26 protein-coding genes and 1 riboswitch are annotated in these 20,900 nt (G+C 54.7%); of the genes, 11 read left to right on the top strand and 15 right to left on the bottom strand.

Features of this window, described 5'->3' with window-relative positions:
* The first annotated feature begins 124 nt into the window (after positions 1–124).
* Positions 125–397, top strand: a complete 273-nt coding sequence (locus GXX34_04855; protein ID HHW06849.1) for a late competence development ComFB family protein — start codon at positions 125–127, stop codon at positions 395–397.
* A gap of 2 nt (positions 398–399) precedes the next feature.
* Here GXX34_04855 and GXX34_04850 read toward each other — a convergent pair whose 3' ends face one another.
* The 6 genes from GXX34_04850 to gcvT all read right to left on the bottom strand — a co-directional run bounded on the left by GXX34_04850 (position 400) and on the right by gcvT (position 5,576).
* Positions 400–855, bottom strand: coding sequence for a hypothetical protein (locus tag GXX34_04850; protein ID HHW06848.1), 456 nt, complete (start codon positions 853–855; stop codon positions 400–402).
* A gap of 143 nt (positions 856–998) precedes the next feature.
* Positions 999–1,184, bottom strand: a complete 186-nt coding sequence (locus GXX34_04845) for a DUF1540 domain-containing protein (GenBank protein ID HHW06847.1) — start codon at positions 1,182–1,184, stop codon at positions 999–1,001.
* Positions 1,185–1,279: 95 nt separating this feature from the next.
* Entirely contained in the window at positions 1,280–2,740 is a 1,461-nt protein-coding gene (locus GXX34_04840) for an aminomethyl-transferring glycine dehydrogenase subunit GcvPB (GenBank protein HHW06846.1), read from the bottom strand.
* A 1-nt stretch (position 2,741) separates the two neighbouring features.
* Positions 2,742–4,088, bottom strand: coding sequence for an aminomethyl-transferring glycine dehydrogenase subunit GcvPA (locus GXX34_04835; GenBank protein HHW06845.1), 1,347 nt, complete (start codon positions 4,086–4,088; stop codon positions 2,742–2,744).
* Positions 4,089–4,091: 3 nt separating this feature from the next.
* A complete protein-coding gene (gene gcvH / locus GXX34_04830) occupies positions 4,092–4,475 on the bottom strand; it encodes a glycine cleavage system protein GcvH (GenBank protein HHW06844.1) in 384 nt (127 codons plus the stop codon).
* Positions 4,476–5,576 carry a glycine cleavage system aminomethyltransferase GcvT gene (gene gcvT / locus GXX34_04825; GenBank protein HHW06843.1) on the bottom strand — a complete coding sequence of 367 codons (1,101 nt, stop codon included), beginning with the start codon at positions 5,574–5,576 and terminating at the stop codon, positions 4,476–4,478.
* A 217-nt stretch (positions 5,577–5,793) separates the two neighbouring features.
* Positions 5,794–5,894, bottom strand: a riboswitch (glycine riboswitch).
* A gap of 161 nt (positions 5,895–6,055) precedes the next feature.
* On the opposite strand from gcvT, the gene GXX34_04820 reads away from it, so the two are divergent.
* Both GXX34_04820 and GXX34_04815 read left to right on the top strand, forming a co-directional pair.
* On the top strand, positions 6,056–6,601 hold the full coding sequence (locus GXX34_04820) for a L,D-transpeptidase family protein (protein HHW06842.1): 546 nt from the start codon (positions 6,056–6,058) through the stop codon (positions 6,599–6,601).
* Positions 6,602–6,677: 76 nt separating this feature from the next.
* Positions 6,678–7,202, top strand: coding sequence for an AbrB/MazE/SpoVT family DNA-binding domain-containing protein (locus GXX34_04815; protein HHW06841.1), 525 nt, complete (start codon positions 6,678–6,680; stop codon positions 7,200–7,202).
* A gap of 99 nt (positions 7,203–7,301) precedes the next feature.
* Here GXX34_04815 and GXX34_04810 read toward each other — a convergent pair whose 3' ends face one another.
* Positions 7,302–7,574 carry a heavy-metal-associated domain-containing protein gene (locus GXX34_04810; protein ID HHW06840.1) on the bottom strand — a complete coding sequence of 91 codons (273 nt, stop codon included), beginning with the start codon at positions 7,572–7,574 and terminating at the stop codon, positions 7,302–7,304.
* 284 nt (positions 7,575–7,858) lie between these two features.
* On the opposite strand from GXX34_04810, the gene GXX34_04805 reads away from it, so the two are divergent.
* Positions 7,859–8,575, top strand: coding sequence for a hypothetical protein (locus GXX34_04805; protein HHW06839.1), 717 nt, complete (start codon positions 7,859–7,861; stop codon positions 8,573–8,575).
* Between the two features lie 117 nt (positions 8,576–8,692).
* The gene (locus GXX34_04800; GenBank protein ID HHW06838.1) at positions 8,693–8,932 is read left to right on the top strand and encodes a hypothetical protein; all 240 of its coding nucleotides are present in this window, start codon (positions 8,693–8,695) and stop codon (positions 8,930–8,932) included.
* Between the two features lie 44 nt (positions 8,933–8,976).
* Here the strand turns inward: GXX34_04800 and GXX34_04795 are convergent, their stop codons facing one another.
* Positions 8,977–9,579 carry a hypothetical protein gene (locus GXX34_04795; protein ID HHW06837.1) on the bottom strand — a complete coding sequence of 201 codons (603 nt, stop codon included), beginning with the start codon at positions 9,577–9,579 and terminating at the stop codon, positions 8,977–8,979.
* A gap of 110 nt (positions 9,580–9,689) precedes the next feature.
* Here GXX34_04795 and GXX34_04790 point away from each other — a divergent pair, with 110 nt between their 5' ends.
* Positions 9,690–10,742, top strand: a complete 1,053-nt coding sequence (locus GXX34_04790; GenBank protein ID HHW06836.1) for a hypothetical protein — start codon at positions 9,690–9,692, stop codon at positions 10,740–10,742.
* 35 nt (positions 10,743–10,777) lie between these two features.
* On the opposite strand, the gene GXX34_04785 is transcribed toward GXX34_04790, so the two are convergent.
* Positions 10,778–10,993, bottom strand: coding sequence for a DUF2922 domain-containing protein (locus tag GXX34_04785; protein HHW06835.1), 216 nt, complete (start codon positions 10,991–10,993; stop codon positions 10,778–10,780).
* Positions 10,994–11,032: 39 nt separating this feature from the next.
* Positions 11,033–11,257, bottom strand: coding sequence for a DUF1659 domain-containing protein (locus GXX34_04780; GenBank protein HHW06834.1), 225 nt, complete (start codon positions 11,255–11,257; stop codon positions 11,033–11,035).
* A gap of 391 nt (positions 11,258–11,648) precedes the next feature.
* Here GXX34_04780 and acs point away from each other — a divergent pair, with 391 nt between their 5' ends.
* The 3 genes from acs to GXX34_04765 are packed head-to-tail and all read left to right on the top strand — an operon-like array spanning position 11,649 to position 15,495.
* Positions 11,649–13,598, top strand: a complete 1,950-nt coding sequence (acs, locus tag GXX34_04775; GenBank protein ID HHW06833.1) for an acetate--CoA ligase — start codon at positions 11,649–11,651, stop codon at positions 13,596–13,598.
* 25 nt (positions 13,599–13,623) lie between these two features.
* Entirely contained in the window at positions 13,624–13,959 is a 336-nt protein-coding gene (locus GXX34_04770; GenBank protein ID HHW06832.1) for a DUF4212 domain-containing protein, read from the top strand.
* Positions 13,960–13,989: 30 nt separating this feature from the next.
* Positions 13,990–15,495 (top strand): VC_2705 family sodium/solute symporter, encoded by a 1,506-nt coding sequence (locus GXX34_04765; protein ID HHW06831.1) that lies wholly within the window; start codon positions 13,990–13,992, stop codon positions 15,493–15,495.
* A gap of 27 nt (positions 15,496–15,522) precedes the next feature.
* Here GXX34_04765 and GXX34_04760 read toward each other — a convergent pair whose 3' ends face one another.
* Positions 15,523–16,302: a prolipoprotein diacylglyceryl transferase gene (locus tag GXX34_04760; GenBank protein ID HHW06830.1), complete on the bottom strand. Its 780-nt coding sequence runs from the start codon at positions 16,300–16,302 to the stop codon at positions 15,523–15,525.
* A gap of 107 nt (positions 16,303–16,409) precedes the next feature.
* Positions 16,410–16,604: an aspartyl-phosphate phosphatase Spo0E family protein gene (locus GXX34_04755; protein ID HHW06829.1), complete on the bottom strand. Its 195-nt coding sequence runs from the start codon at positions 16,602–16,604 to the stop codon at positions 16,410–16,412.
* 232 nt (positions 16,605–16,836) lie between these two features.
* Here GXX34_04755 and GXX34_04750 point away from each other — a divergent pair, with 232 nt between their 5' ends.
* Together GXX34_04750 and GXX34_04745 are read left to right on the top strand one after the other, a co-directional pair.
* Complete coding sequence (locus GXX34_04750; protein HHW06828.1) at positions 16,837–17,157, top strand: YbaB/EbfC family nucleoid-associated protein; 321 nt, start codon at positions 16,837–16,839, stop codon at positions 17,155–17,157.
* Between the two features lie 91 nt (positions 17,158–17,248).
* The gene (locus GXX34_04745; GenBank protein HHW06827.1) at positions 17,249–18,259 is read left to right on the top strand and encodes a hypothetical protein; all 1,011 of its coding nucleotides are present in this window, start codon (positions 17,249–17,251) and stop codon (positions 18,257–18,259) included.
* A gap of 234 nt (positions 18,260–18,493) precedes the next feature.
* On the opposite strand, the gene hypE is transcribed toward GXX34_04745, so the two are convergent.
* Genes hypE through GXX34_04730 form a run of 3 tightly spaced genes read right to left on the bottom strand, consistent with a single transcriptional unit; the run spans position 18,494 to position 20,796 of the window.
* A complete protein-coding gene (hypE, locus tag GXX34_04740; protein HHW06826.1) occupies positions 18,494–19,504 on the bottom strand; it encodes a hydrogenase expression/formation protein HypE in 1,011 nt (336 codons plus the stop codon).
* Position 19,505: 1 nt separating this feature from the next.
* Positions 19,506–20,588, bottom strand: coding sequence for a hydrogenase formation protein HypD (hypD, locus tag GXX34_04735; protein ID HHW06825.1), 1,083 nt, complete (start codon positions 20,586–20,588; stop codon positions 19,506–19,508).
* Positions 20,575–20,796: a HypC/HybG/HupF family hydrogenase formation chaperone gene (locus GXX34_04730; protein HHW06824.1), complete on the bottom strand. Its 222-nt coding sequence runs from the start codon at positions 20,794–20,796 to the stop codon at positions 20,575–20,577. The genes hypD and GXX34_04730 overlap by 14 nt, the downstream gene beginning before the upstream one ends.
* Positions 20,797–20,900 lie beyond the last annotated feature (104 nt).

Here is a 20,900-nt window from a genome sequence, read left to right as displayed (position 1 = left end):
TAGAGGTAAATGGCACAACATCGCCCAGCAGGATTTAACAGTTTTGCAGCGAAAATAATTCCACTGAAAACGCCTGCAAAGGAGATGCGACGCCTTGGCCAGAAAATGTTTTGTAAAAAACTACATGGAGGACGTGGTGTGGAGCTTCCTGCCCAACGTATTGGCGAAGTACCCGGAAGCATGTCACTGCGAAATCTGCCAGCATGACATTGTCGCCATTGCCTTAAACTTGCTGCCCCCCCGTTACGTAGCACGGGAACAAGGTGAGATTTATACCAAGCTCAACACGTTGGAAATCCAGTATCGTGCCGATGTTTATGCCGCCCTGACCAAAGCCATTATGGTGGTCACGGCCAACCCACGGCATGATGGAAAAGGTGAAAATGACGCAGACTAGGATTACTGGGTAACCAGCAGCTTTTGCCGCAGGAAACTCCGGTTCACCACTGCCAAAGCTTCATTGAGCTTGGCATCCAGCCTGGCAGGGGGCCATCCCAATTTCTCCGCCAGGGACCGGCGGTCAAACTGCAGCACACAGTAAAACAACACGAGCAGTCTCAGTTCTCCCTCCATATGTAACAGAACCCGCGTCACTTGCGCCAGTTCCCCGGCTTCATCTTGTTCCGGGGGGGAATATTTCCCCTGCAGCCGGCACATCTGGTCAGCTACCGCCCTTAAAAATACCGCCTTGGACCATCCGGGCTCAGCTTGATAAGCTAAGGTGACGGCCTCCCTGGTAAGCTGCAAGGCGGTCTCATCATCCCTGGCAAAGAAAAAGGCCAGGGTATAAAGACTGGCTTGTTCTTCCTTGATCCATTTTTGCCAGCAGGCTTTTTTAGCCCAATGTCGCTCCATGGCTCCCTACTCCCAGGTTTAAGCAGTTCTAAAAACAATTCGCCCAGAGAAAAGCGAATCCCTGCTGGAATCCGGAGGTAACGGGAAAGACAAAAACCGGCCCGATGTTCTCGGCGACAGAACCATCGAGGCCGGTTGCTCTTTTAATCACCACCCACCGGGGTAAAAGTGGCGCAATCGGTTTCCTGGGAATTCTTAGCATTAGGCGCTTGGATTTCGATCCCGCTGGCGACACAATACTTGCCGGCCTCGTTAAAGCGGCAGGTATCCACCACACATTTCACCCGGCTGATGGGTTTGCCGGTCGGTACGCGCAGCTCCATAGGCATCCCTCCTTTCTGTTATTAGGAATGCCCCAAGAGTCCCGGCAATACACCGCTAGATAATGGAAGACGCGGGAGGACGGTCCTCCCGCGTCAAAATTTTATTCGCTTTCCTTGTAACGCAAATTGGGCTGCCGAGCGGCCAGTACCTCGTCCAAGCGGCCCACCAGGGTCTTGGTGGGAGCTTCCTTCAAGGCTTCCGGATTCTCCCTGGCTTCCTTGGCAATGCCAATCATCACCTGGGCGAAACCGTCCAGGGTTTCCTTCGTCTCCGTCTCCGTCGGCTCAATCATCAAGGCTTCTTCCACAATCAACGGGAAATAAACCGTGGGCGGGTGATAGCCGTAGTCCAAGAGCCGCTTGGCGATGTCCAAGGTACGGACACCGGTATCTTTAAGGTTCTTGGGCGTGATGATAAATTCATGCATGCAGGTACGGTCAAAAGGTGCGTAATAATGCTCCTTCAATTGACGGAACAAGTAGTTGGCATTCAGCACCGCGCTGGCGCTGGCATGCTTCAGACCTGCCCCGCCCATGGCCCGCAGGTAGGTATAAGCTTTAACCACCACGCCGAAGTTGCCGTAGAAAGCTTTCACCCGGCCGATGGACTGGGGACGATCGTAATCCAGGTAATACCGGTCCCCGGCGCTGTCGTACTGCACCACCGGTTTAGGCAGGAAGGGCACCAGGTGCTCTTTGACTCCCACATAACCGGCGCCGGGGCCGCCGCCGCCATGGGGGGTGGAAAAGGTCTTATGGAGGTTGAAATGCACCACGTCAAACCCCATATCCCCGGGACGGACATAGCCCATAATGGCGTTCATGTTGGCACCGTCATAGTACAGGAGTCCCCCGGCATCGTGGATGATCTTGGCAATCTCTTGGATTTTGGTTTCAAAGATACCCACCGTATTCGGATTGGTCAGCATGAGCCCGGCGGTCTCTTCGTCCACCAGTTGGCGCAGGGCCTCCACATCCACCTCGCCGTTGGGCAGGGATTTCACTTCCACCGTCTTAAAGCCGCAGAGAGCCGCCGTCGCCGGGTTCGTACCGTGAGCGGAATCCGGGATAATGACTTTCGTGCGCTTGGCATCGCCGCGGCTTTCATGGTAGGCTTTAATGATCATCATACCTACCAGTTCGCCGTGGGCGCCGGCCGCCGGCTGCAGGGTGCCGAAAGCCATCCCGGCGATTTCCGACAAGTCGACGATGGTTTCGTACATCAGCTGCAAAGCTCCCTGCACCATACTTTCCGGCTGGTAAGGATGCAGGCGGGCAAAACCTGCCAGTCGCGCCGTTTCTTCATTGATCTTGGGATTGTATTTCATGGTGCAAGAACCCAGAGGATAAAACCCCGTATCCACGCCGAAATTCATCTGGGACAGGCGGGTGAAATGACGCACCACTTCGTTTTCACTGACTTCCGGCAGTTTGGCCGGTTCTTGGCGCTGCATTTCCTTGGGAATTAGACTATCCACATCAACGGCGGGGACATCCAGCTCCGGGAAAAAGGCCGCCCGCCTGCCGGGGACGCTCTTTTCAAAAATCAATTTCTCTGGCATGTTACATCAGTCCCCCCAACTTTTCTGCGAAGCAGTCAATTTCTTCCTTGGTCCGCAGCTCCGTGACACAGACCAACAGCCCGCCGGCCAGTTCAGGATAGAACCCCTTTAAGGGCAGGCCGCCGATGATCTTGTGTGCCAAAAGGGCCTCGTTCACTTGTTCCGGGTCTTTGGGCAGCTTAAGTACAAATTCTTTAAAGAAAGGTTTGCCCGGGAACATGGGTTCCACCCCCGGAATGGCCGTCAGCTGCTTGAAAGCGTAATGGGCCTTTTGCAGGCACTGGTAAGCCATATCCCGCAGGCCCTCCTTGCCCAGGGCAGTCAGCGCCATGTTCACCGCCAGGGCGTTTAAGGCTTGGTTGGAGCAGATGTTGGAAGTAGCTTTTTCCCTCCTGATATGCTGCTCGCGGGCCTGCAGGGTCAACACGAACGCCCGCTGACCCCGGTTATCCACCGTGACACCGACGATCCGGCCGGGCATCCGCCGCACGTATTTTTCCTTGGCGGCAAAAAAGCCGATATGAGGCCCGCCAAAGCTGATATGGTTACCAAAGCTCTGGCCTTCGCCCACTACGATATCGGCGCCCAGTACACCGGGAGCCTCCAGGATACCCAGGGACACGGGATCCACTACCGCTACCACTAACAGGGCCCCTTTGGCATGGGCCACCTCGGCAAGTCTCTTGAGGTCTTCCACGTTGCCGAAGAAGTTCGGGTACTGCACCACCAGGGCTGCCGTCTTGTCAGTTACCAACCCGGCGGCTTCGCCCGCACAGGTCACCCCGTCTTTATAGCCTAAGGAAACCCCGGTTAAGCCCCGGGTTTTGGTGTAAGTGGTCACCGTCTCCCGGTATTCGGGATGCACAGCGGCGGCAATGACGAATTCTTTCCGCCTGGTTTGTTCACAAGCCATGACCACCGCTTCCGCCAGGGCGCTGGCCCCGTCGTACATGGAAGCATTGGAAACATCCATGCCGGTGAGCTCGCAGATCATGGTCTGGTATTCGTAGATGTTTTGCAGGGTACCTTGACTGATTTCCGGCTGGTAGGGCGTATAAGCCGTATAGAACTCGGAGCGCAGGAGCAGCTGGTCCACCAAAGCGGGGATATAGTGCTCGTAGGCGCCGGCCCCGAGAAAACTCACGTACTCCTCCAGGTTGCGGTTTTTCTTGGCCAGCCCTCCCAGTAAGCGTCTCAGCTCAATCTCGGACAGCCCGCCGGCTACATGGAGGTCCCTTTGCAGCCGTACTTCAGCCGGAATATCTTGATACAGCTCATCGATGGACTGCTTGCCTACTGCGGCAAGCATCTCTTGCTGTTCTTCTTTCCGATGCGGGACATAATTCACTGATTATTCCTCCTTAAGAAAGGCCTCGTAATCGCTGGCGGACAGCAGGTCATCCACTTGCGACGGATCGTCCATTTCAAATTCCACCATCCAGCCTTCCCCGTAGGGATCGCTGTTCACCAGTTCGGGGGAGTCCAGCAAGGCTTCGTTGACCGCCACTACGGTGCCGGAGACAGGGCTAAAGACGTCGGAAACGGCCTTCACGGACTCCACGGAGCCGAAGGCGTCGCCCGCTCCGAAATGATCCCCAACTTCCGGCAGCTCCACGAAAACAACATCTCCTAAAGCTTCAGCAGCATGGGAAGTAATACCGATGACGGCTTTGTTACCGTCCACTCTGACCCACTCGTGTTCTTTGGAATACTTTAATTCACTTGGAAAACTCATTTATTTAGCCCCCTTCTGAAGAAATGGTGTTTTTATAATCATTGCTTTCACGTCTTTACCCCGGATTTCCACATCCACTTCCGTGCCGATCTCGGCAAACTCGCTCTTAATTAAGGCCATCCCCAGGTTTTTCCCGACGGTCGGCGCCGGCATGCCTGAGGTGATATACCCAATGACCGTACCGTCTTTTTTCACCGGGTACCCGGCCCGGGCAATGCCGCGGCCCACCATCTCCAAGCCTCTGATTTTTCTGGGTATTCCTTCTTCTTTTTGTTTCCGCAGCGCTTCCTTGCCGATAAAGTCTTCTTGTTTATCTAAAGCTACAAAACGACCCAGCATGGCTTCCAGCGGCGTGATGTCTTCACTGAGTTCATGGCCGTACAAAGGCATTTTCGCTTCAAAACGTAAAGAATCCCTCGCACCGAGACCAGCCGGTTCCACGATCCCTTTGCCGGTCTCTAAAATGCTGTCCCACACGGTGCGAATGTCAGCCGGGCTGGTATAAATCTCAAAACCGTCCTCCCCGGTATAACCCGTCCGGGATATCAAGCAATCCTTGCCCGCCACCTTACCCCGTAAGAACCAGTAAGGCTTCAGGTCTCCCACCGGTGCATCAGTCAACTGCTGCAGGATTTCCAATGCTTTCGGTCCCTGCAGCGCCACCTCGGCGGTCTCACCGGAAATGTCCTTGAATTCCACTTGCAAACCTACCATATGTTCTTGCATCCAGGCATAATCCTTCTCAATATTGCCCGCATTAACCACCAGCATGTACTCATCCTCGCCGGTCTTGTACACGATTAAATCGTCCACGGCACCGCCATGGGGATAGCACATGATGGTATACATGCATTGCCCTACGGCCTGCTGGGAGAAGTCAGCCGTGAACAGTTTTTGGACCGCTTGGAAAGCGTCCGGCCCTTTCAACACAAATTCTCCCATGTGGCTCACGTCAAAAAGACCCGCTCTTTGCCTTACGGCATGATGTTCATTGACGATCCCGCTGTACTGGACAGGCATTTCCCACCCGCCGAATTCGACCATTTTAGCTCCCAAAGCCACATGTGCATCATATAATGGTGTTCTCTTTAACCCAGACACAGACTACACCTCCTAGATTGCTTCTTTCATTCTGCCCTCAACTACCTAATTTTATGAATTCACCGCCCTCTCCTCGCAATTTGGCCAAAATACAAAAAGGCAGAATGAAAACGGCATCCCGGCGCTGCCATTTCCCTCTGTCCTTCTACCTGAGAGATTACCTGCAAAGGCTTCCCCGTTGGTGTTTTGGCCACCGGCCAAAAACTCTCCAGAGGTGTGTCCATAGACGGTCCTTTTACCTGAAAGTTTCCCCGGCCACTGCCGTCGTAACCGGGTTGCTTCTTCGGTGCCTGAAAAGGTCTCTCCCGCCATATATCATCCACAGCTATTTATTTTTTATTTATAATTTTAATCCCTACTTTATATGGTAATGACCACTCCGGAATTGTCAATACTTCTCTCGGTAACCTGAATTTTTCCACAATAACTCCTGGGCCTCTTGCCTGAAACTGCATACAATGGCAACAAAAGGAGGTCGCATGGAAATGCAAATAGAAGTGAATCTTACCTTACGCCGGTTAAAGCTGTTCGACAGGTATTCCGTGAAAGGGATATATCCCGTAGCCATCGGCAAGCCGCAGACTCCTACGCCCACGGGATTTTACCATATCACCCGCAAAATCATCAACCCGGGCGGCATCTTGGGCACCCGCTGGATGGAGCTGTCTATTCCCAGCGATGACGGGCCTTACGGCATCCACGGCACCACCCAACCCTGGTCCATCGGCAAAGCCGTATCCAACGGTTGTATCAGGATGTACAACCACCATGTGGAAGAGGTCTTTGACCAGGTCAGGATCGGCACACCGGTCCTGATTGTCAAAACCCAGGCTGCTGATGAGATGGACTGGAGACCGCACCCGTCCCAGCCATATTACCTGGTCCGGCCGGGAGATACTCTCTGGCAAATATCCCAGCGGTGCGGGATTCCCATGGAAACCCTACTCAGATTAAATCACCTGTCCAACCCGGATCGCATTTACCCCGGCCAAAAGCTCATCATCACCCATAACAAGATTTACTAGTTAATCGGGCCCCGGGCGGTTACATAGTTCTCCCCGGACGGGGGAAACTATGAGCCAAAGGGGTGATGAAACATTAATGAAAGCAACAGGTGTCGTAAGAAGAATCGATGATCTGGGCAGAGTAGTCATACCGAAGGAAATCAGAAGAACCCTCCGCATTCGAGAAGGAGAACCGCTGGAAATATTTACCGACCGCGATGGGGAAGTCATTCTCAAGAAATATATTCCCATTAACGACCTGGGGCTGTACGCCCAGGAATATGTGGAAGTGCTGGCGGATACCCTGGGGGCCATTGCGGTAATCGGTGATGAAGACAGTATCATCGCCGTCGCCGGGGCACCCAAGAAAGAATTCGCCGGGCAAAAACTAGGGGACATAGCCGAAACCATGCAGCAGCGCAAACCGGTCATCACCCGCGGCACCATTACGCAAAACGGCCGTGTATTTGAATCCATGGTGGTGGCGCCGATTATGACGGACCGGGTCATCGGATGTGTTTGTATCGCGCCGAAAAAGCCCCATGCCAAGATGGGAGATATCGAACTCAATTTGGCTCATACGGCAGCCACCTTCTTGTCCAAACAAATGCAGCGCAGTTAACGCGAAAAGCCAGGCAATTCGCCTGGCTCCAATTTTTGATGAGGTCCTTCAGCACCCTCCTTGTTAAAGCCGGGTAACCTACCTGGCTTCACAGCTTTTTCAGGCACGTTTGACATAGTTGTAGCCCAGCTCGGACAGGCGCAAGGCGATTTTCTCCACATTGATCTTGCGCATGTCAAAAGCTACGGTCAATCTATTGGTCCTCAAGTTAAGGTCCACGTCCCGTACCCCGGGCAGCTTGCCCAATTCCGTTTTAATGCGCTGTACATCCGCCTCGGTCAAGTTGCCCAGCAGGGTTAGGATCATCTTTACCTTGCTCTGGGTCTTGACGTTGGAGCCTTCCCCCTCTAACTTATCCGCATGCCAGCTCAAACACGACGCCTCCCTTTGTACTAAAATGTTCATGATTTCACTCTTCATGGATATCATACGATGTAAACTGGAATAAAGTGCTAATTCCCCGGGCAGTTTCTGCAAGGGCCACCTTGCTGCCAAATCTCACCATCTTGTCCTAACCCTACGGAGAAGGCAGTGAATAGCCGGACTTCCCGGGCAGTTCGCCCCTCTCCGCTGGGGAGGCAGCCTCAGTCCCTTTGGCATTTATTAGATTATTGCTTACAATAGAAGAAACCGTGCAAAATTCATGGAGGTGCCTTATGCGAAAAAGATTGTTATCCACCGCTTTGTCGCTGCTTTTGGCCTGCCAGTTAATAACCCCGGGCCTGGCACAGGCTTCTTGGGGGGCAGCCCATCTCAAAGGAGGACAGCCCAGCAACCCAGGCTACCAGCACCCTCCTGCCGTCACAACCCCTGCTGAACAGGATCCCCCACCGGATACAGGTAACATGTCCACCGCTGACTTGATCCGCTATTTGCGGGCCCAGAAATCCCAAGGGGGCAGCCCAGCGCCGTCCAATCCCGGCCCAACCCCCACTACACCGGCCAACCCACCCACCGCCCCTGCGAACCCACCGGCTGCCGGGGGAAGTGTTTTAAGCAGTGAAGCAGCCAAAATGGTGAGCTTAGTCAACGAAGAAAGAGCCAAAAAGGGCCTAAAGCCCCTCGCGGTCCACGCCAAGCTGGCGGAAGTAGCCCAACTCAAGTCCCAGGACATGCTGCAGAACAATTATTTCTCCCATACTTCGCCTACCTATGGTTCCTTTGCCAGTATGGTTTACAATCATGGTATCGGCTTCCGCTCCGTAGGAGAGAACCTGGCCCAGGCCCGCAACGTCACCCATGCCCATGCCCTGCTCATGGCCAGTGAAGGACACCGGAATAACATCCTCAACCCCAATTTCACCCACATCGGCATCGGCGTCGTGCAAGGGCCTTACGGGGTCTATATCACCCAGCTGTTTATCATGCAGTAGGTGAAATAAACAGACAGCCTGGAAATACCGGGCTGTTTTGTTTTATGACCGCTGGCAGCCGGCAGCTCCCGTGCATAGCATGGAAATAAGGAAACATTTGCATGAGGAGGAAAATCCATGCTGCTGAGCACCTTTCATTTCCGGAATGGAAAAAACAACCCTGAACTCGCTGCCTTGTTTAACACCATCACTAAGAACTGCCGGCTCAACCCGTGCTGCCTGGCCCTTTTAGAGGCCAACGGACTTATTCAATTGGGAATTCCCGCCCCGCAAGAGGAACCGCGGGAGAAAATAAAACCGGAGGGAGGCACCGATGCCTTTACCGGGTTCAAAGAACTCAAGCAGGAGACTAATTAATCCCTATGTACCATAAGCTGCCGGTGCGGCCGGCAGCTTTTCGCCTAGAAGCACTGGGCAGGCGGAGCAGGCGGGCAAACACCGGGCAAGGTAACACAAGGAGCCGGTTGACAGAACCCGTAGCTGGGCACCAGCAGCTGCACGTTCAAGATCGCCTTGACAACCAAGCAGATTTGAATGTCGCAGGAGATGGTAACGTCGGTATCGGTGGCCTCGGTAACCACGCAGCTACAGTTAATAAGGGTGCTCTCGGCGCAGGTAATGGCGGCTTCTTCCGGAGCGCACAGGGTCACGGTCTTGGTGAAGTTGAAAGTCACGTCTTCGGTCTGGGTATCATCCTCCGGATTGGTAATGGTCAGGGGCACCGTCACCAACAGGGTAATGGAGAAGAACCCCCCGCCCACGTCGGTCCGGGACACTTCCGTACAAGAAATGACGCCGCCCTCGGTTAAGCCGCAGGTCACCAGATCGCCGACTTCCAAACCGGTAAACTCCACCGTGAAGGTTCTGGTCCGATCATCTACTTGGAAGCAGCTGTCATAAACTTTGTCGACGGCGATACATTCAATCCTGGTTGGCGGCGGGCAACCCTCCGGCGGGCACTCACCCGGACTCGGCTGCTGACGAGTCATTTTGTTGTCAAACATTCGTTTTCCCCCTTTGAATTCAGTCATGTTGTCTTTGTTGACGGAATTCCCTTCCGTCTGGTATATAATACTTCGGTTTCCTGATATTGGTTACACGCCCGGTGATGTTTTTGGAAAAATTTCCATTTTCCCGGCTGACTTATAAATTCAAGGCTGATATTTCTTACCGGACCGGCATAATTATTAGAACCAGCCTGACTGAGGAGGTGACTGCCTTGTTGATCCTGGCACCTTCCGGCGACCTGATGAATTTTAAATTGCTCGGTCACTCTTTGCGTTACCAACTGCACCTGACCGGCCATGAAGTGGACAATGTCCTTAGCTTTCAGGTCCAGGTGACCTCCCCGTATCAAGTCCATCTATGTATCCTCGATACCGGCCACACATTAACTTATTATCGCTTCCACCAAAACCGCTGGCAAAAGCTTCATGCCTGGCCCGGGGTATCCCCGGCCTACCGGACTCTCCTTCACGGAGAGGAAATGCATGTGGTCCTCCATACAAATGGGCATAACCGGCATTATATCCTGTCAGGGCAGCAAGTCCACTCTTCGGAGATTCCCGGCCGGCAGCTCCGGTGCACTCCCTACCGGTTCTTTTTGCAGGCAGAAGATCACCCGGTGCTCATCCTGAAAGAAATTCATGAATCCACCACCCGTTTTTTCGCCCGGAGCTTCTCTGTGACGGACCGGCAGTGGTTACCGGAGCAGTTTCTTGCTTCGGTTCCGCCAGATGGCCGCAAACTGCAGTGCTGGCTGTGGCGGGACGTATTATACTTCAGCTATTTCTTGCCCCAAGGAAACAGCCAGACCTTATACCTGCTGGTACTCGATCCGGCCCAAGAAGCATGTCAAGAGGAACAATTTCCGGGTTTCTCCTCCATAGCCGGTGAACCGGTCCTCACTTTATATGACAGCGAACCGATGCTCCTGGTGGGGGAACCGAACGTACTGGTCTGCCGGCGCTCCGGTGACAGGGGAAGGGCCTGGCATACGAAGATAGAGATACCATGCCCCTGGCCCCTCCGGTTGGCTCCCGTGCTCAATCACCGCCAGGAGATTACCCCTTACGTGGCCGTCGAGGGAGTGTACAATCTCTCCTTCCGGCAGCCGGCGGTATTAAAGGCGGAAGAGCTTTTGACCCTGGCGCCGTACCCGTATTAAAAAGCTTAAGGGAGCCCCAAGGCTCCCCCTGACGTTTAGAACAGCTCCACCACTTCCCGGCTCACCAGACGAGCGCCGATTACTTCCACCAGGTCGCCGCCGTTGCTGGTAAAGACATTGTGGGCGACAATGGCTTCCATGGCATCGCGGACCTCTTGGGTACTGAGGTCCTCTCTCGGGTTAAGCACCGATAAAGTAACCCGTCTTCCCTCCGCATTGCGGAAAGACATTTCCAACCTGGCAGTAGACATGTTCCCACCTCCTTCCTCCGGTTATCGCGTACAGCCGTTTTAGCTTTCACTCAAAACGTTCTGGACAATCATTTGGATGTCGCTCAAAGGATAAGCTTGCAGCCCGGCCAGGTGCTGGCCCACTTCATACACCGACTGGGGATCGGCGTCGGGCTTGACCCGGTTGAAAGTGCGGACCCGGTAAATGGGATCACCCTGGCCGGTGGTACCTTCAATAACCACCAGTCTTAAGGAAGCTTCCATTGGCTGCACAATTACCGCCATTTAACTTCACCTCCTTGGGATGTTCTTGACCTCATTGTAATGAGAAACTATAATCTATGGAAAAGCCGCCTACGACCGCCTAACGGTTCAGGTTCATTTCATCCCTTGGCGATGCGACCATGCTTCTACCATTAAAGACAGTTAGAACCACTTCTGAAGGTTTATACCTTTTCTTCCTAACCACTGACAACTGAAACATGACCAATTGGTGTTAAAATTTTCCCACTTGCCAGAATATTCTTTAAAATATTTATGAAGTGCGGTATGATATAACAACAATACTATTTTCTCTACCACAAATGGAAAACCCAGGAAAGGAGGGAGTGTCCGAGCGGCCGTTACCCCGTTTTCTTTTCGTCATTATCTGTAAATTTATAAAGGAGGCTTGAACATGAGTATCCCCCAAGAAGTAACCTTGACCAAAGGCGATAAGATCTTTCATCCTTCTCCTGAATTCGTAGCGCAGGCCAATACCAAGGATCTGGGCCTGTACGAAGAAGCAAAGAAGGATTTGGAAGCTTTTTGGGCTGCTCAAGCCGAACGGCTCGATTGGTTTAAGAAATGGGATAAAGTCCTGGAGTGGAACGTACCTTTCTCCAAGTGGTTTGTGAACGGCAAACTGAACGTGTCCTATAACTGTGTTGACCGGCACCTGAAAACCTTCAGGAAAAACAAAGCTGCCCTGATCTGGGAAGGAGAACCGGGAGATTCCCGCATTCTCACCTATCAACAGCTCTATTATGAAGTGAACCGCTTTGCCAACGGGCTCAAGAAACTCGGCGTGCAAAAAGGCGACCGGGTCACTTTATACATGCCCATGATTCCCGAACTGGCGATTGCCATGCTGGCTTGCGCCCGGATTGGTGCGCCCCACAGCGTCGTATTCGGCGGTTTCTCCGCAGAAGCTCTCCGGGAGCGCATTAATGACTGCCAGGCCAAAGTGGTGGTAACCGCCGACGGTGGTTACCGGAGAGGTAAGCCGGTACCTTTAAAACTCAACACCGATGCGGCTTTGGAAAACGCTCCTTCCGTGGAAAAGGTAGTGGTCGTGAAGAGAGTCGGCGATCCGCAGCTGGCGCCCATGCAGGAAGGCAGAGATATCTGGTGGCATGATTTAGTGGCAGACGTTCCTCTCCATTGTCCTTGCGAGGAAATGGATGCCGAAGATATTTTATTCATCCTGTACACCAGCGGTTCCACCGGCAAGCCGAAAGGAGTGCAGCATTCCACCGGCGGTTATCTCACCGGCGTATCTTTCACCCATTCGCTGGTCTTCGACCTGAAAGAGGATGACATTTATTTCTGCACCGCCGACATCGGCTGGATCACCGGGCATAGTTACCTGGTCTACGGGCCTTTGGCCAACGGTGCCACCTCCGTCATGTACGAAGGCGGACCCGACTACCCGGAAAAAGACCGCTTCTGGGCCATTATCGAGAAATACGGTGTTACCATTTTCTATACTGCACCGACCGCCATCCGCTCCTTCATGAAATGGGGAGATCACTGGCCGGCCCGCAGGGACCTTTCCACCTTGCGCCTCTTAGGTACCGTAGGGGAGCCCATTAACCCGGAAGCCTGGCTCTGGTACCACAAACATATCGGCGGCGAAAGATGCCCCATCGTGGATACCTGGTGGCAAACGGAAACCGGTATGATCCTGATTGCTCCCGTCCCGGGCGTCATTCCCGCAAAACCCGGTTCGGCGACCAAACCCCTGCCCGGCGTTTTCGCTGACGTGGTAGACAACGACGGTCAGCCGGTGCCCCCCAACACCCAGGGATACCTGGTGGTCAAATCACCGTGGCCGGCTATGCTCCGGACCTTGTACGGTGATGACGAGCGCTATAAGGACACCTACTGGTCCCGCTTCGAGGGTATCTACTTCACCGGCGACGCCGCCACTAAAGACGAGGACGGCTATTTCTGGGTCATCGGCCGCGTAGACGACGTGATCAACGTCTCCGGGCACAGGATCGGCACCGCGGAAATCGAAAGCTGCCTGGTGGAACACCCGGCGGTAGCTGAATCCGCCGTGATCGGCAAACCCCATGAGGTCAAGGGGCAAGCGGTAGTAGCCTTCGTCACCCTCCGGGAAGGCTTCGAGGGTAACGATGAATTAGTGGCCCAGCTTAAATCCCACGTGGCACAGAAAATCGGTGCCCTGGCCAGGCCGGAAGACATCATCTTCACCGCCGAATTACCCAAGACCCGCAGCGGTAAGATCATGCGGCGGCTTTTGCGGGACATTGCCGAGGGAAGAGCTCTGGGAGATACCACGACCTTGGCCGATCCCAGCGTCGTGGCGGCTCTGAAAGAAAAATACAGTGACGAGGGTTAAACGTTAAACAAGGAGGGATCGCTTGATGGAACCTCAAGCCCCGTTGTCCACCGGTAAGCAGGAAGTGGATACCGCAGGCTATGTTAGCTTCTTCAAGCCCATTTCCGAGGGCATGCGGGCGGAAACCCGGCTCATCGCCGTCATCGTGATCATTTGGGCCGTCATGGTCTACCTCATGCCGTTCTTGCTGGTCGTATTTCAAGAAACCCCCGACGGCGCCAGCTTCTTAACCCGAGCTAAATTCATAGGGTTTCCCTTTCATTACTGGTACAGCACACAATTTACTACTGTCGGCTTCGTTCTACTCTGCGCTATTTTCAGCTACTTTATTGAAAAGATCTACGACAAGTATCGTCGCTAACCCGGCTGCAAATTGATAGGGGGGATGAGAATGGAATTTATTGGGTTACAACCCGGCTTTAAACTGGCCCCGGCGATCATCATGTTCGCCGCCTTGGCTTTATTCATCTGGGTGGGCTGGATTTCCAAAGTGCAGGAAGTGGAAGGTTACTGGGTGGCAGGTCGTTCCATCGGCCCGGTGGAAAACGGGATGGCCATCGCCAGTAACTGGATGAGCGCCGCCAGCTTCATGGGTGTGCCCGGCATGCTCTACATGCAGGGTTACTATGGTGTCGGTTACGTGGTCGGCTGGACCGGCGGCTACGTGCTGCTGCTCCTCTTGTTTGCCAGCCAGATCCGCCGCTTCGGTAAGTACACGGCCCCAGATTTCGTAGGCGACCGCTACTACTCCAACTGGGCCCGGGGTTTGGCTGCCCTCATCACCTTGATCCTGAGTACATTCTACATTACCGGGCAGTACAAAGGCATCGGCATGATCTTTGAGTGGATCTTCGGCTGGAACTATCAAACTTCCGTCGTCATGGGCACCATTCTGGTCCTGATTTACGTCCTCATCTCCGGGATGCTGGGCGTGACCAAGAACCAGGTGGTCCAGTACATCATCTTAATTTTGGCTTTCCTTTTTCCCCTGTTCTTCATCGCCGGTCGCATGGGCTACTTCGCCTTGCTGCCGCAAATCAGCTACGGCGCCGCTGCCTACCAGGCGATGGAGTTGGATCCGAATTTCGCTTTGCCTTGGGCTGTTCAAGGCCCATACCAGTGGGTGGCCCTGACCTTCACCCTGATGGTGGGTACCTGCGGCCTGCCCCACGTGCTAACCCGTTTCTATACCACATCGGACGCTAAAACCGCCCGCTGGTCGGTGCCCTGGGGACTCTTCTTCATCTGCTTGCTGTACTGGAGCGCCCCGGCTTACGCGGCTTTCGCCAAACTGCTGAACCCCCACGGAGGGCAGGCCATTGCTGACGTGATTATCATCAGCGCCGCCGAATTAGCCGGACTGCCCCAGTGGTTCGTTGGCTTCTTGGCGGCCGGTGCCATATCCGCCGGTTTCAGTACCGTGTCGGGATTGCTGATGGCTTCCGCCGCTGCCGTTTCTCACGATATTTATCACCGGATCTTGAAACCCGATGCCACCCACCAGCAGCAAATGCTGGTAGCCCGCGTAGCGACCGTAGTTATGGCGCTCATCGCCATCTTCATCGCTTTAAACCCGCCGGCTCTGGTGGCCCAACTAGTGGCCATGGCCTTCGCCATCGCCGGCAGCACCTTCTTCCCGACGGTTCTGCTGGGCATCTGGTGGGGCCGCGCCACCAAGGAAGGCGCCATTTGCGGCATGCTGGTAGGATTGGCCATCGCGTTAAGTGCATTGTTCTTCAACGATGTACCCTTCTTCGCCAAGTACATCCCGCCGGTAGGCTCCGCTTTGGTAGCCGCTCCCGCCAACGCCCTGGTAAATATCATCGTATCTCTCATGACACCGCCGCCGCCGAAAGAAGTCCAAGACCTCCTACGGCAGGTGCACATGTCCGCTTAATACCATTAACGCAAAAAAGAGGCATCTTCAACGGGATGCCTCTTTTTCCTTTTGCTGCCGGGGCAAGTAAAACAGCCCTACGACGCCGATTAGAATAAAGATTAGACTCATCACCTGAGCCATTCGCAGGGGTCCCAACATGAGGCTGTCCGTCCGCAAGCCCTCGATGAAGAAACGCCCGGCGGAATACAGCATTAAATAAAAAAGAAAAACCTTCCCATGGACAGCCTGGCTCCTACGCCGGTACCAGATTAAGAACAAGAAAACACCGAAGTTCCACAGGGACTCGTACAAGAAAGTAGGATGGTAATACTGCCCGTTGATAAACATCCCCTTCTGGATGAAGCCCGGGAAATGACTGATGAACTCCTCGCTCACCGGCCCGCCATGGGCCTCTTGATTGAAGAAATTACCCCACCGGCCGATGGCTTGTCCCAAAATGATGCTCGGGGCTATGATATCCGCCAGCTGCCAAAAAGAAAGTTTCGCTTTTCTTACATAGAGCAGACCGGCTAATAGGCCGCCTAACAGCCCGCCGTGAATAGCCAATCCCCCGTGCCAAACGGCGATAATCTCCCTCCAGTTACCCGCATAATGCTCCCATTGAAAAATGACGTAGTAGAGACGAGCCCCGACAAAGGCCGCAGGTACCGCTACCAGGGCAATGTTTATGATATGCTCCGGATCCAATCCCTGCCTGACGGTCTCCCGCATGGCCAGGATGATACCGATGATGATGGCAGAAGTGATAAGGATGCCGTACCAGTAAATCTTTAGAGGCCCTAATTGTACCGCAATCTGATCCATGATCTTACCTTCCTTCGTGCCGGATTTTAGCTTATATTATGGGCCAAAAGCGAGGTAAAATCAAGAAACCTGTGCCGGCGGAACTCCCTATTCATGGACCGGGCCGTCTAAATAAGGGTCTTTACCGGTTCCGGGCTGGAGTTTTTTTTAACTTGTAATTTCATATAGGCTACCACCAGCTGGTCCAATTCACAGCTTTTCTGGTAGACCTCCTGGTCCTGCAAGGACTCCCTCTGGGTCACCAGCCGGTCCAGTTCCGCCTTCTTTTTGCTGATCACGGCATACAAGCTCCGGCGATTCACGGTTTCACCCCTCTATACTATATTTCGTGACTCAGCATGCTTGTCCCATCTATATATAGTAGTTTCGACATGAATTGGAAAATTCCTTGTAATTTTTACTATATTTTTCTAGCAAGACACAAATATGTAAAAAAATAAAGATTCTGGACTGGCAGCCTTCCCGTTTAACCCGCATATAATCATACAGATCCCGTTTGCAAAGCAACCTGGGTTGAAAAAAGGAGGCATGATCATGGTACAGGGTTTTGACCACCTGTTCGAACAAGCCATGAAGTTAAAGGAAAGACTGGATGAGCTAAAGGTGGAGCTGGCAGCAAAAAAAATACCGGTTACCGCCGGAGACGGAGAAGTAACTTTGGTGTTTAACGGGCTGCAAGAGGTAGTGGACGTGAAGCTCCAAATGGAAGGACTGCCGGCCCCACAACAGCAGCGCCTGGAAATGCTTCTCAAACGTGCCATCAACCAAGGCGTGAGCCGTGCCAGGGAGGTAGCCGGGCAAGAAGTAGCCCATTATACCGGGTTTAGCCCTTCCTTTTTTGAGGGTATGTTTTAACTGCCAGGCGTGAACCACACCTTTTCTCCTTTCCCAGCATAAGAATATACCAGGTTTTTTCTTACTTGTAAAGGAAAGGAGACCAACCCGGATGGATCTTTTGTCCAAAATTTTGAAACGGAATTCCGTCCAGTTGTTGGAATTGCCCAACGTGGTGGGGGTTGGTAAAGGGTGGAAGATGACGCGGGGGGAAACCACTAAGGATCCTTCCATCGTGGTACTGGTATCGAAAAAGGTGCCGCGCCAGGAACTGACACGTTCCGAGCTGGTACCCAGCAAGTTGGGAAATGTCACCACAGACGTCCTGGAAGTCGGGGAAATCCGTTTTCTCAACCGTACCGGCTATGTCCGTCCCGCCCCCCCGGGCGTGAGCATCGGTCATTATAAAATCTCTGCAGGTACTTTCGGGGCGGTGGTACGGGACCGCCATACCAAGGAACTGCTCATTCTCTCCAACAATCATGTCTTGGCCAACAGCACCGACGGCCGCGACGGCCGGGCATCCGTCGGCGATCCCATCCTGCAGCCGGGGCCCCACGATGGGGGGAAAAAGGAGCACCTGATCGGGTATCTCCATCGCTACATTCCTCTCTCCAGGGAATTCGGCGCTTCCAACTGCCCCCACGCCGCCTCCGTGGAAAAAGTGGCTAACCGCTGCTTGCGAGCGGTGCGGCCCAATTACCGCCTTAAACTGCAGCGGCAATCACCCAGGGGCAACCTGGTGGACGCGGCTCTGGCCAAACCCGTCAGCCCCCAGTTCATCACCCATGAAATCCTGGACATAGGCCCTGTCAAGGGCATCCGCGAGGCCCAGGTGGGCATGATGCTCAAAAAAAGCGGCCGCTCCAGCGGCTTCAATACAGCGGAGGTACGGGTTATTTCCACTTTAATGCGGGTGGCATTGAGCGCCCATGAATCCGTAATCTTCGAGGACCAGATCGTCACCGGTCCCATGGCGTCCCCGGGGGACAGCGGCTCCCTGGTACTGGATGAGGAGAACTATGCCGTGGGCCTCCTGTTTGCCGGCTCGGACAACGCCACGGTGGTAAACCGCATTCAAAACGTGCTGGATTTGTTGGAGGTAGACCTGGTCTACGGTTAAAAGCCTCTTCGTGCTGCGAAGAGGCTTAGTCTTATTGACCAGGCAATGATGCCCAACAGGACCGGGGCAGCCCGGCTTAGCAACGTGCCCGGTGGCCCGGGGATGTCTTCCGGTTCGCACAGGCCGGCATCTTCCCCGGACTGGCGCACCTTGTTGATCCCGGCGCCCCGTATCCCTCCGGTTAAGAGACAGCTTCAAACAGCTCTTCTCTAAAGAAAAAGGAATCCCGCCACGTCAGCAAATGCGGGGCAGTTGTTCACCGGCCAGCATGTCCAAGATGCGCTCCCCCCCGATGGCGGTTTCAAGGATTACCGTACCGGGCCGTTCTGCCGTCACCGTGCCGATGACCGCCGCCTCCCGCCCGTAGGGATGGCGATACAATAATTGCAAGGCTTCCTCTGCTGCCTCCGGTGCCACGGCAATAAGGGCCTTGCCTTCGTTGGCTAAATACAAGGGATCAAACCCGAACAGGTCACAGGCCCCTTGGACTTGCGGTAAGATCGGCAGTCGTTCTTCCTTGATTCTAATCGTCACTCCCGCTGCGGCCGCCCATTCATTGAGGGTGGTGGCCAACCCACCGCGGGTGGGATCCCGCATGGCCTTGATACCGGAAACCCTTTCCACTAGGTCACCCAGCATCCGGTTCAAAGGCGCCGCATCTGTTACCACCGGAGGCTCAAGTTCCAACCCTTCCCTGGCCGCCAGGATGGCGATACCGTGCTGCCCGATGGAACCGGACACAAGGATCCGGTCCCCCGGCTTCAACCGGCGCGCGCCTAACTCCCTTTCACCTTCCAGGATGCCGATTCCCGCCGTATTGATGTACAGGCCGTCAGCCAGGCCCTTCTCCACTACTTTCGTATCACCGGTGACAACTTGTACACCGGCTTCGGCGGCGGTAGCCGCCAGGGAGGAAACGATTTGCCGCAAAACGGCCAGGGGCAATCCTTCTTCTAGGATAAACCCGACGCTCAAATAAAGGGGCCTGGCCCCGCTGACCGCTAAGTCGTTGACGGTGCCGCAAACGGCCAGCCGCCCGATATCGCCGCCGGGAAAGAACAAGGGTTTCACCACGAAAGAATCCGTGGTCATAGCCAGCCTGCCCCGGGGGATCGGGAACACCGCCGCATCCTCCAGCGGCGCCAACCAGGCATTCCCAAAGGCCGGCAGGAAAATCTCCTCCGTCAGCCGGTGGGACAGCTTGCCGCCGCTTCCATGAGCCAGTAAGATTCGTTCCGTCATCATGTCACCTGCCATATGTATAATATGCCCGGCAGGTACCTTCCACGGACACCATGCAAGGCCCCACCGGTCGTTCCGGGCTGCAAGTGGTGGCAAATAAGGGGCAGTCCGGAGGTGCCATCGCCCCCCGGAGCACATCGCCGCAGCGGCAGCCTTTACGGGCCGGTTTCACGGTCGGAAACACTTGAAACCGCCGGAGGGCATCAAAGGCTTGATACTCCTCTTTGAGCTCCAATCCCGTTCCTTCCAAGTAGCCGAGCCCGCGCCAGTGACTGCCGCAAGGAGCAAAGACTGCTCGGATGAGCTTTAATGCCTCCGGGTTGCCGGCGGCAGGCACCCAGCGGCGGTATTGGTTTTCCACCCTGGGGGCCTTTTCCCGGTGCTGCTGCAGCAGCAGGTAAATGCCTTGCAAGAGATCCACCGGTTCGAACCCGGTCACCACCGCCCCAATGCCAAACTCCCGGGGGATGAACTCGTAAGGCCGGGTACCGATCACCGCACTGACATGGCCCGGGCACAGCAGCCCGTCGATGTTGACATCGGGGGAAGATAACAGGGACCGCAGGGCGCCCGGAATGGTCTTGTGGGCACAGAGCAGGCTGAAATTGGTCAATCCTTTCTCTTTCGCCTTTAACACCGTGGCGGCAATCATGGGTACCGTCGTCTCAAACCCGACGGCAAAGAACACCACCTGCCGCTGGGGATATTCCTCCGCCAGGGCCAGGGCTTCCAGCGGGGAGTAAATCACCTTGACCTGAGCACCCCCGGCTTTCAATTCCTCCAAACTCTGGTCACTTCCCGGCACCCGCAGCATATCGCCAAAAGTGGCCAGCACCACCCCCGGCTGCCGGGCAATCTCCAAGGCAGCATCGATGATGAAGTCGGGGGTCACGCAAACGGGACAGCCGGGTCCCGACAAGAGCTCCAGCCCTTCCGGCAGCAGCCGGCGCAGTCCGTAGCGAAAAACCGCCACCGTATGGGTCCCGCACACCTCCATCAACGTCACCGGCGGCTCCAAAACCGCTTCAATGCGGCTCAGCAGTCTTTTCACCATGGCGGGATCCCGGAATTCCCTATACATGGGCATCCAGCTCCCGCAGCAAGGCCAGGGTTTCCCTGGCCTCCGCTTCATCCAATACTTGAACGGCAAAACCGGCATGGACCAGCACCCACTGGCCGGGCTTGGCTTCCGGCACAAGACTCAGATCCACATTGGTGACCAGGCTGCCGTAGTCCACCCGGGCCACAGCTTCACTTATGATTTCAATGATTTTTCCCGGTACCGCCAAACACAAATGCTATCACTCCTTTGCCAGCGCAACTACGGCCTGCCCCAGGGAAATGCTCCGGTCACTGGGAGATAAACGGCGGTGCAGCAACACTTCCAAACCCGCCCCGG

The organism is Clostridia bacterium (genome assembly GCA_012840125.1).
In the GTDB taxonomy this organism is placed as follows: domain Bacteria; phylum Bacillota; class DULZ01; order DULZ01; family DULZ01; genus DULZ01.
The sequence above is the reverse complement of the archived record's forward strand: the minus strand, read 5'-3'. Positions and strand labels throughout refer to the sequence as shown.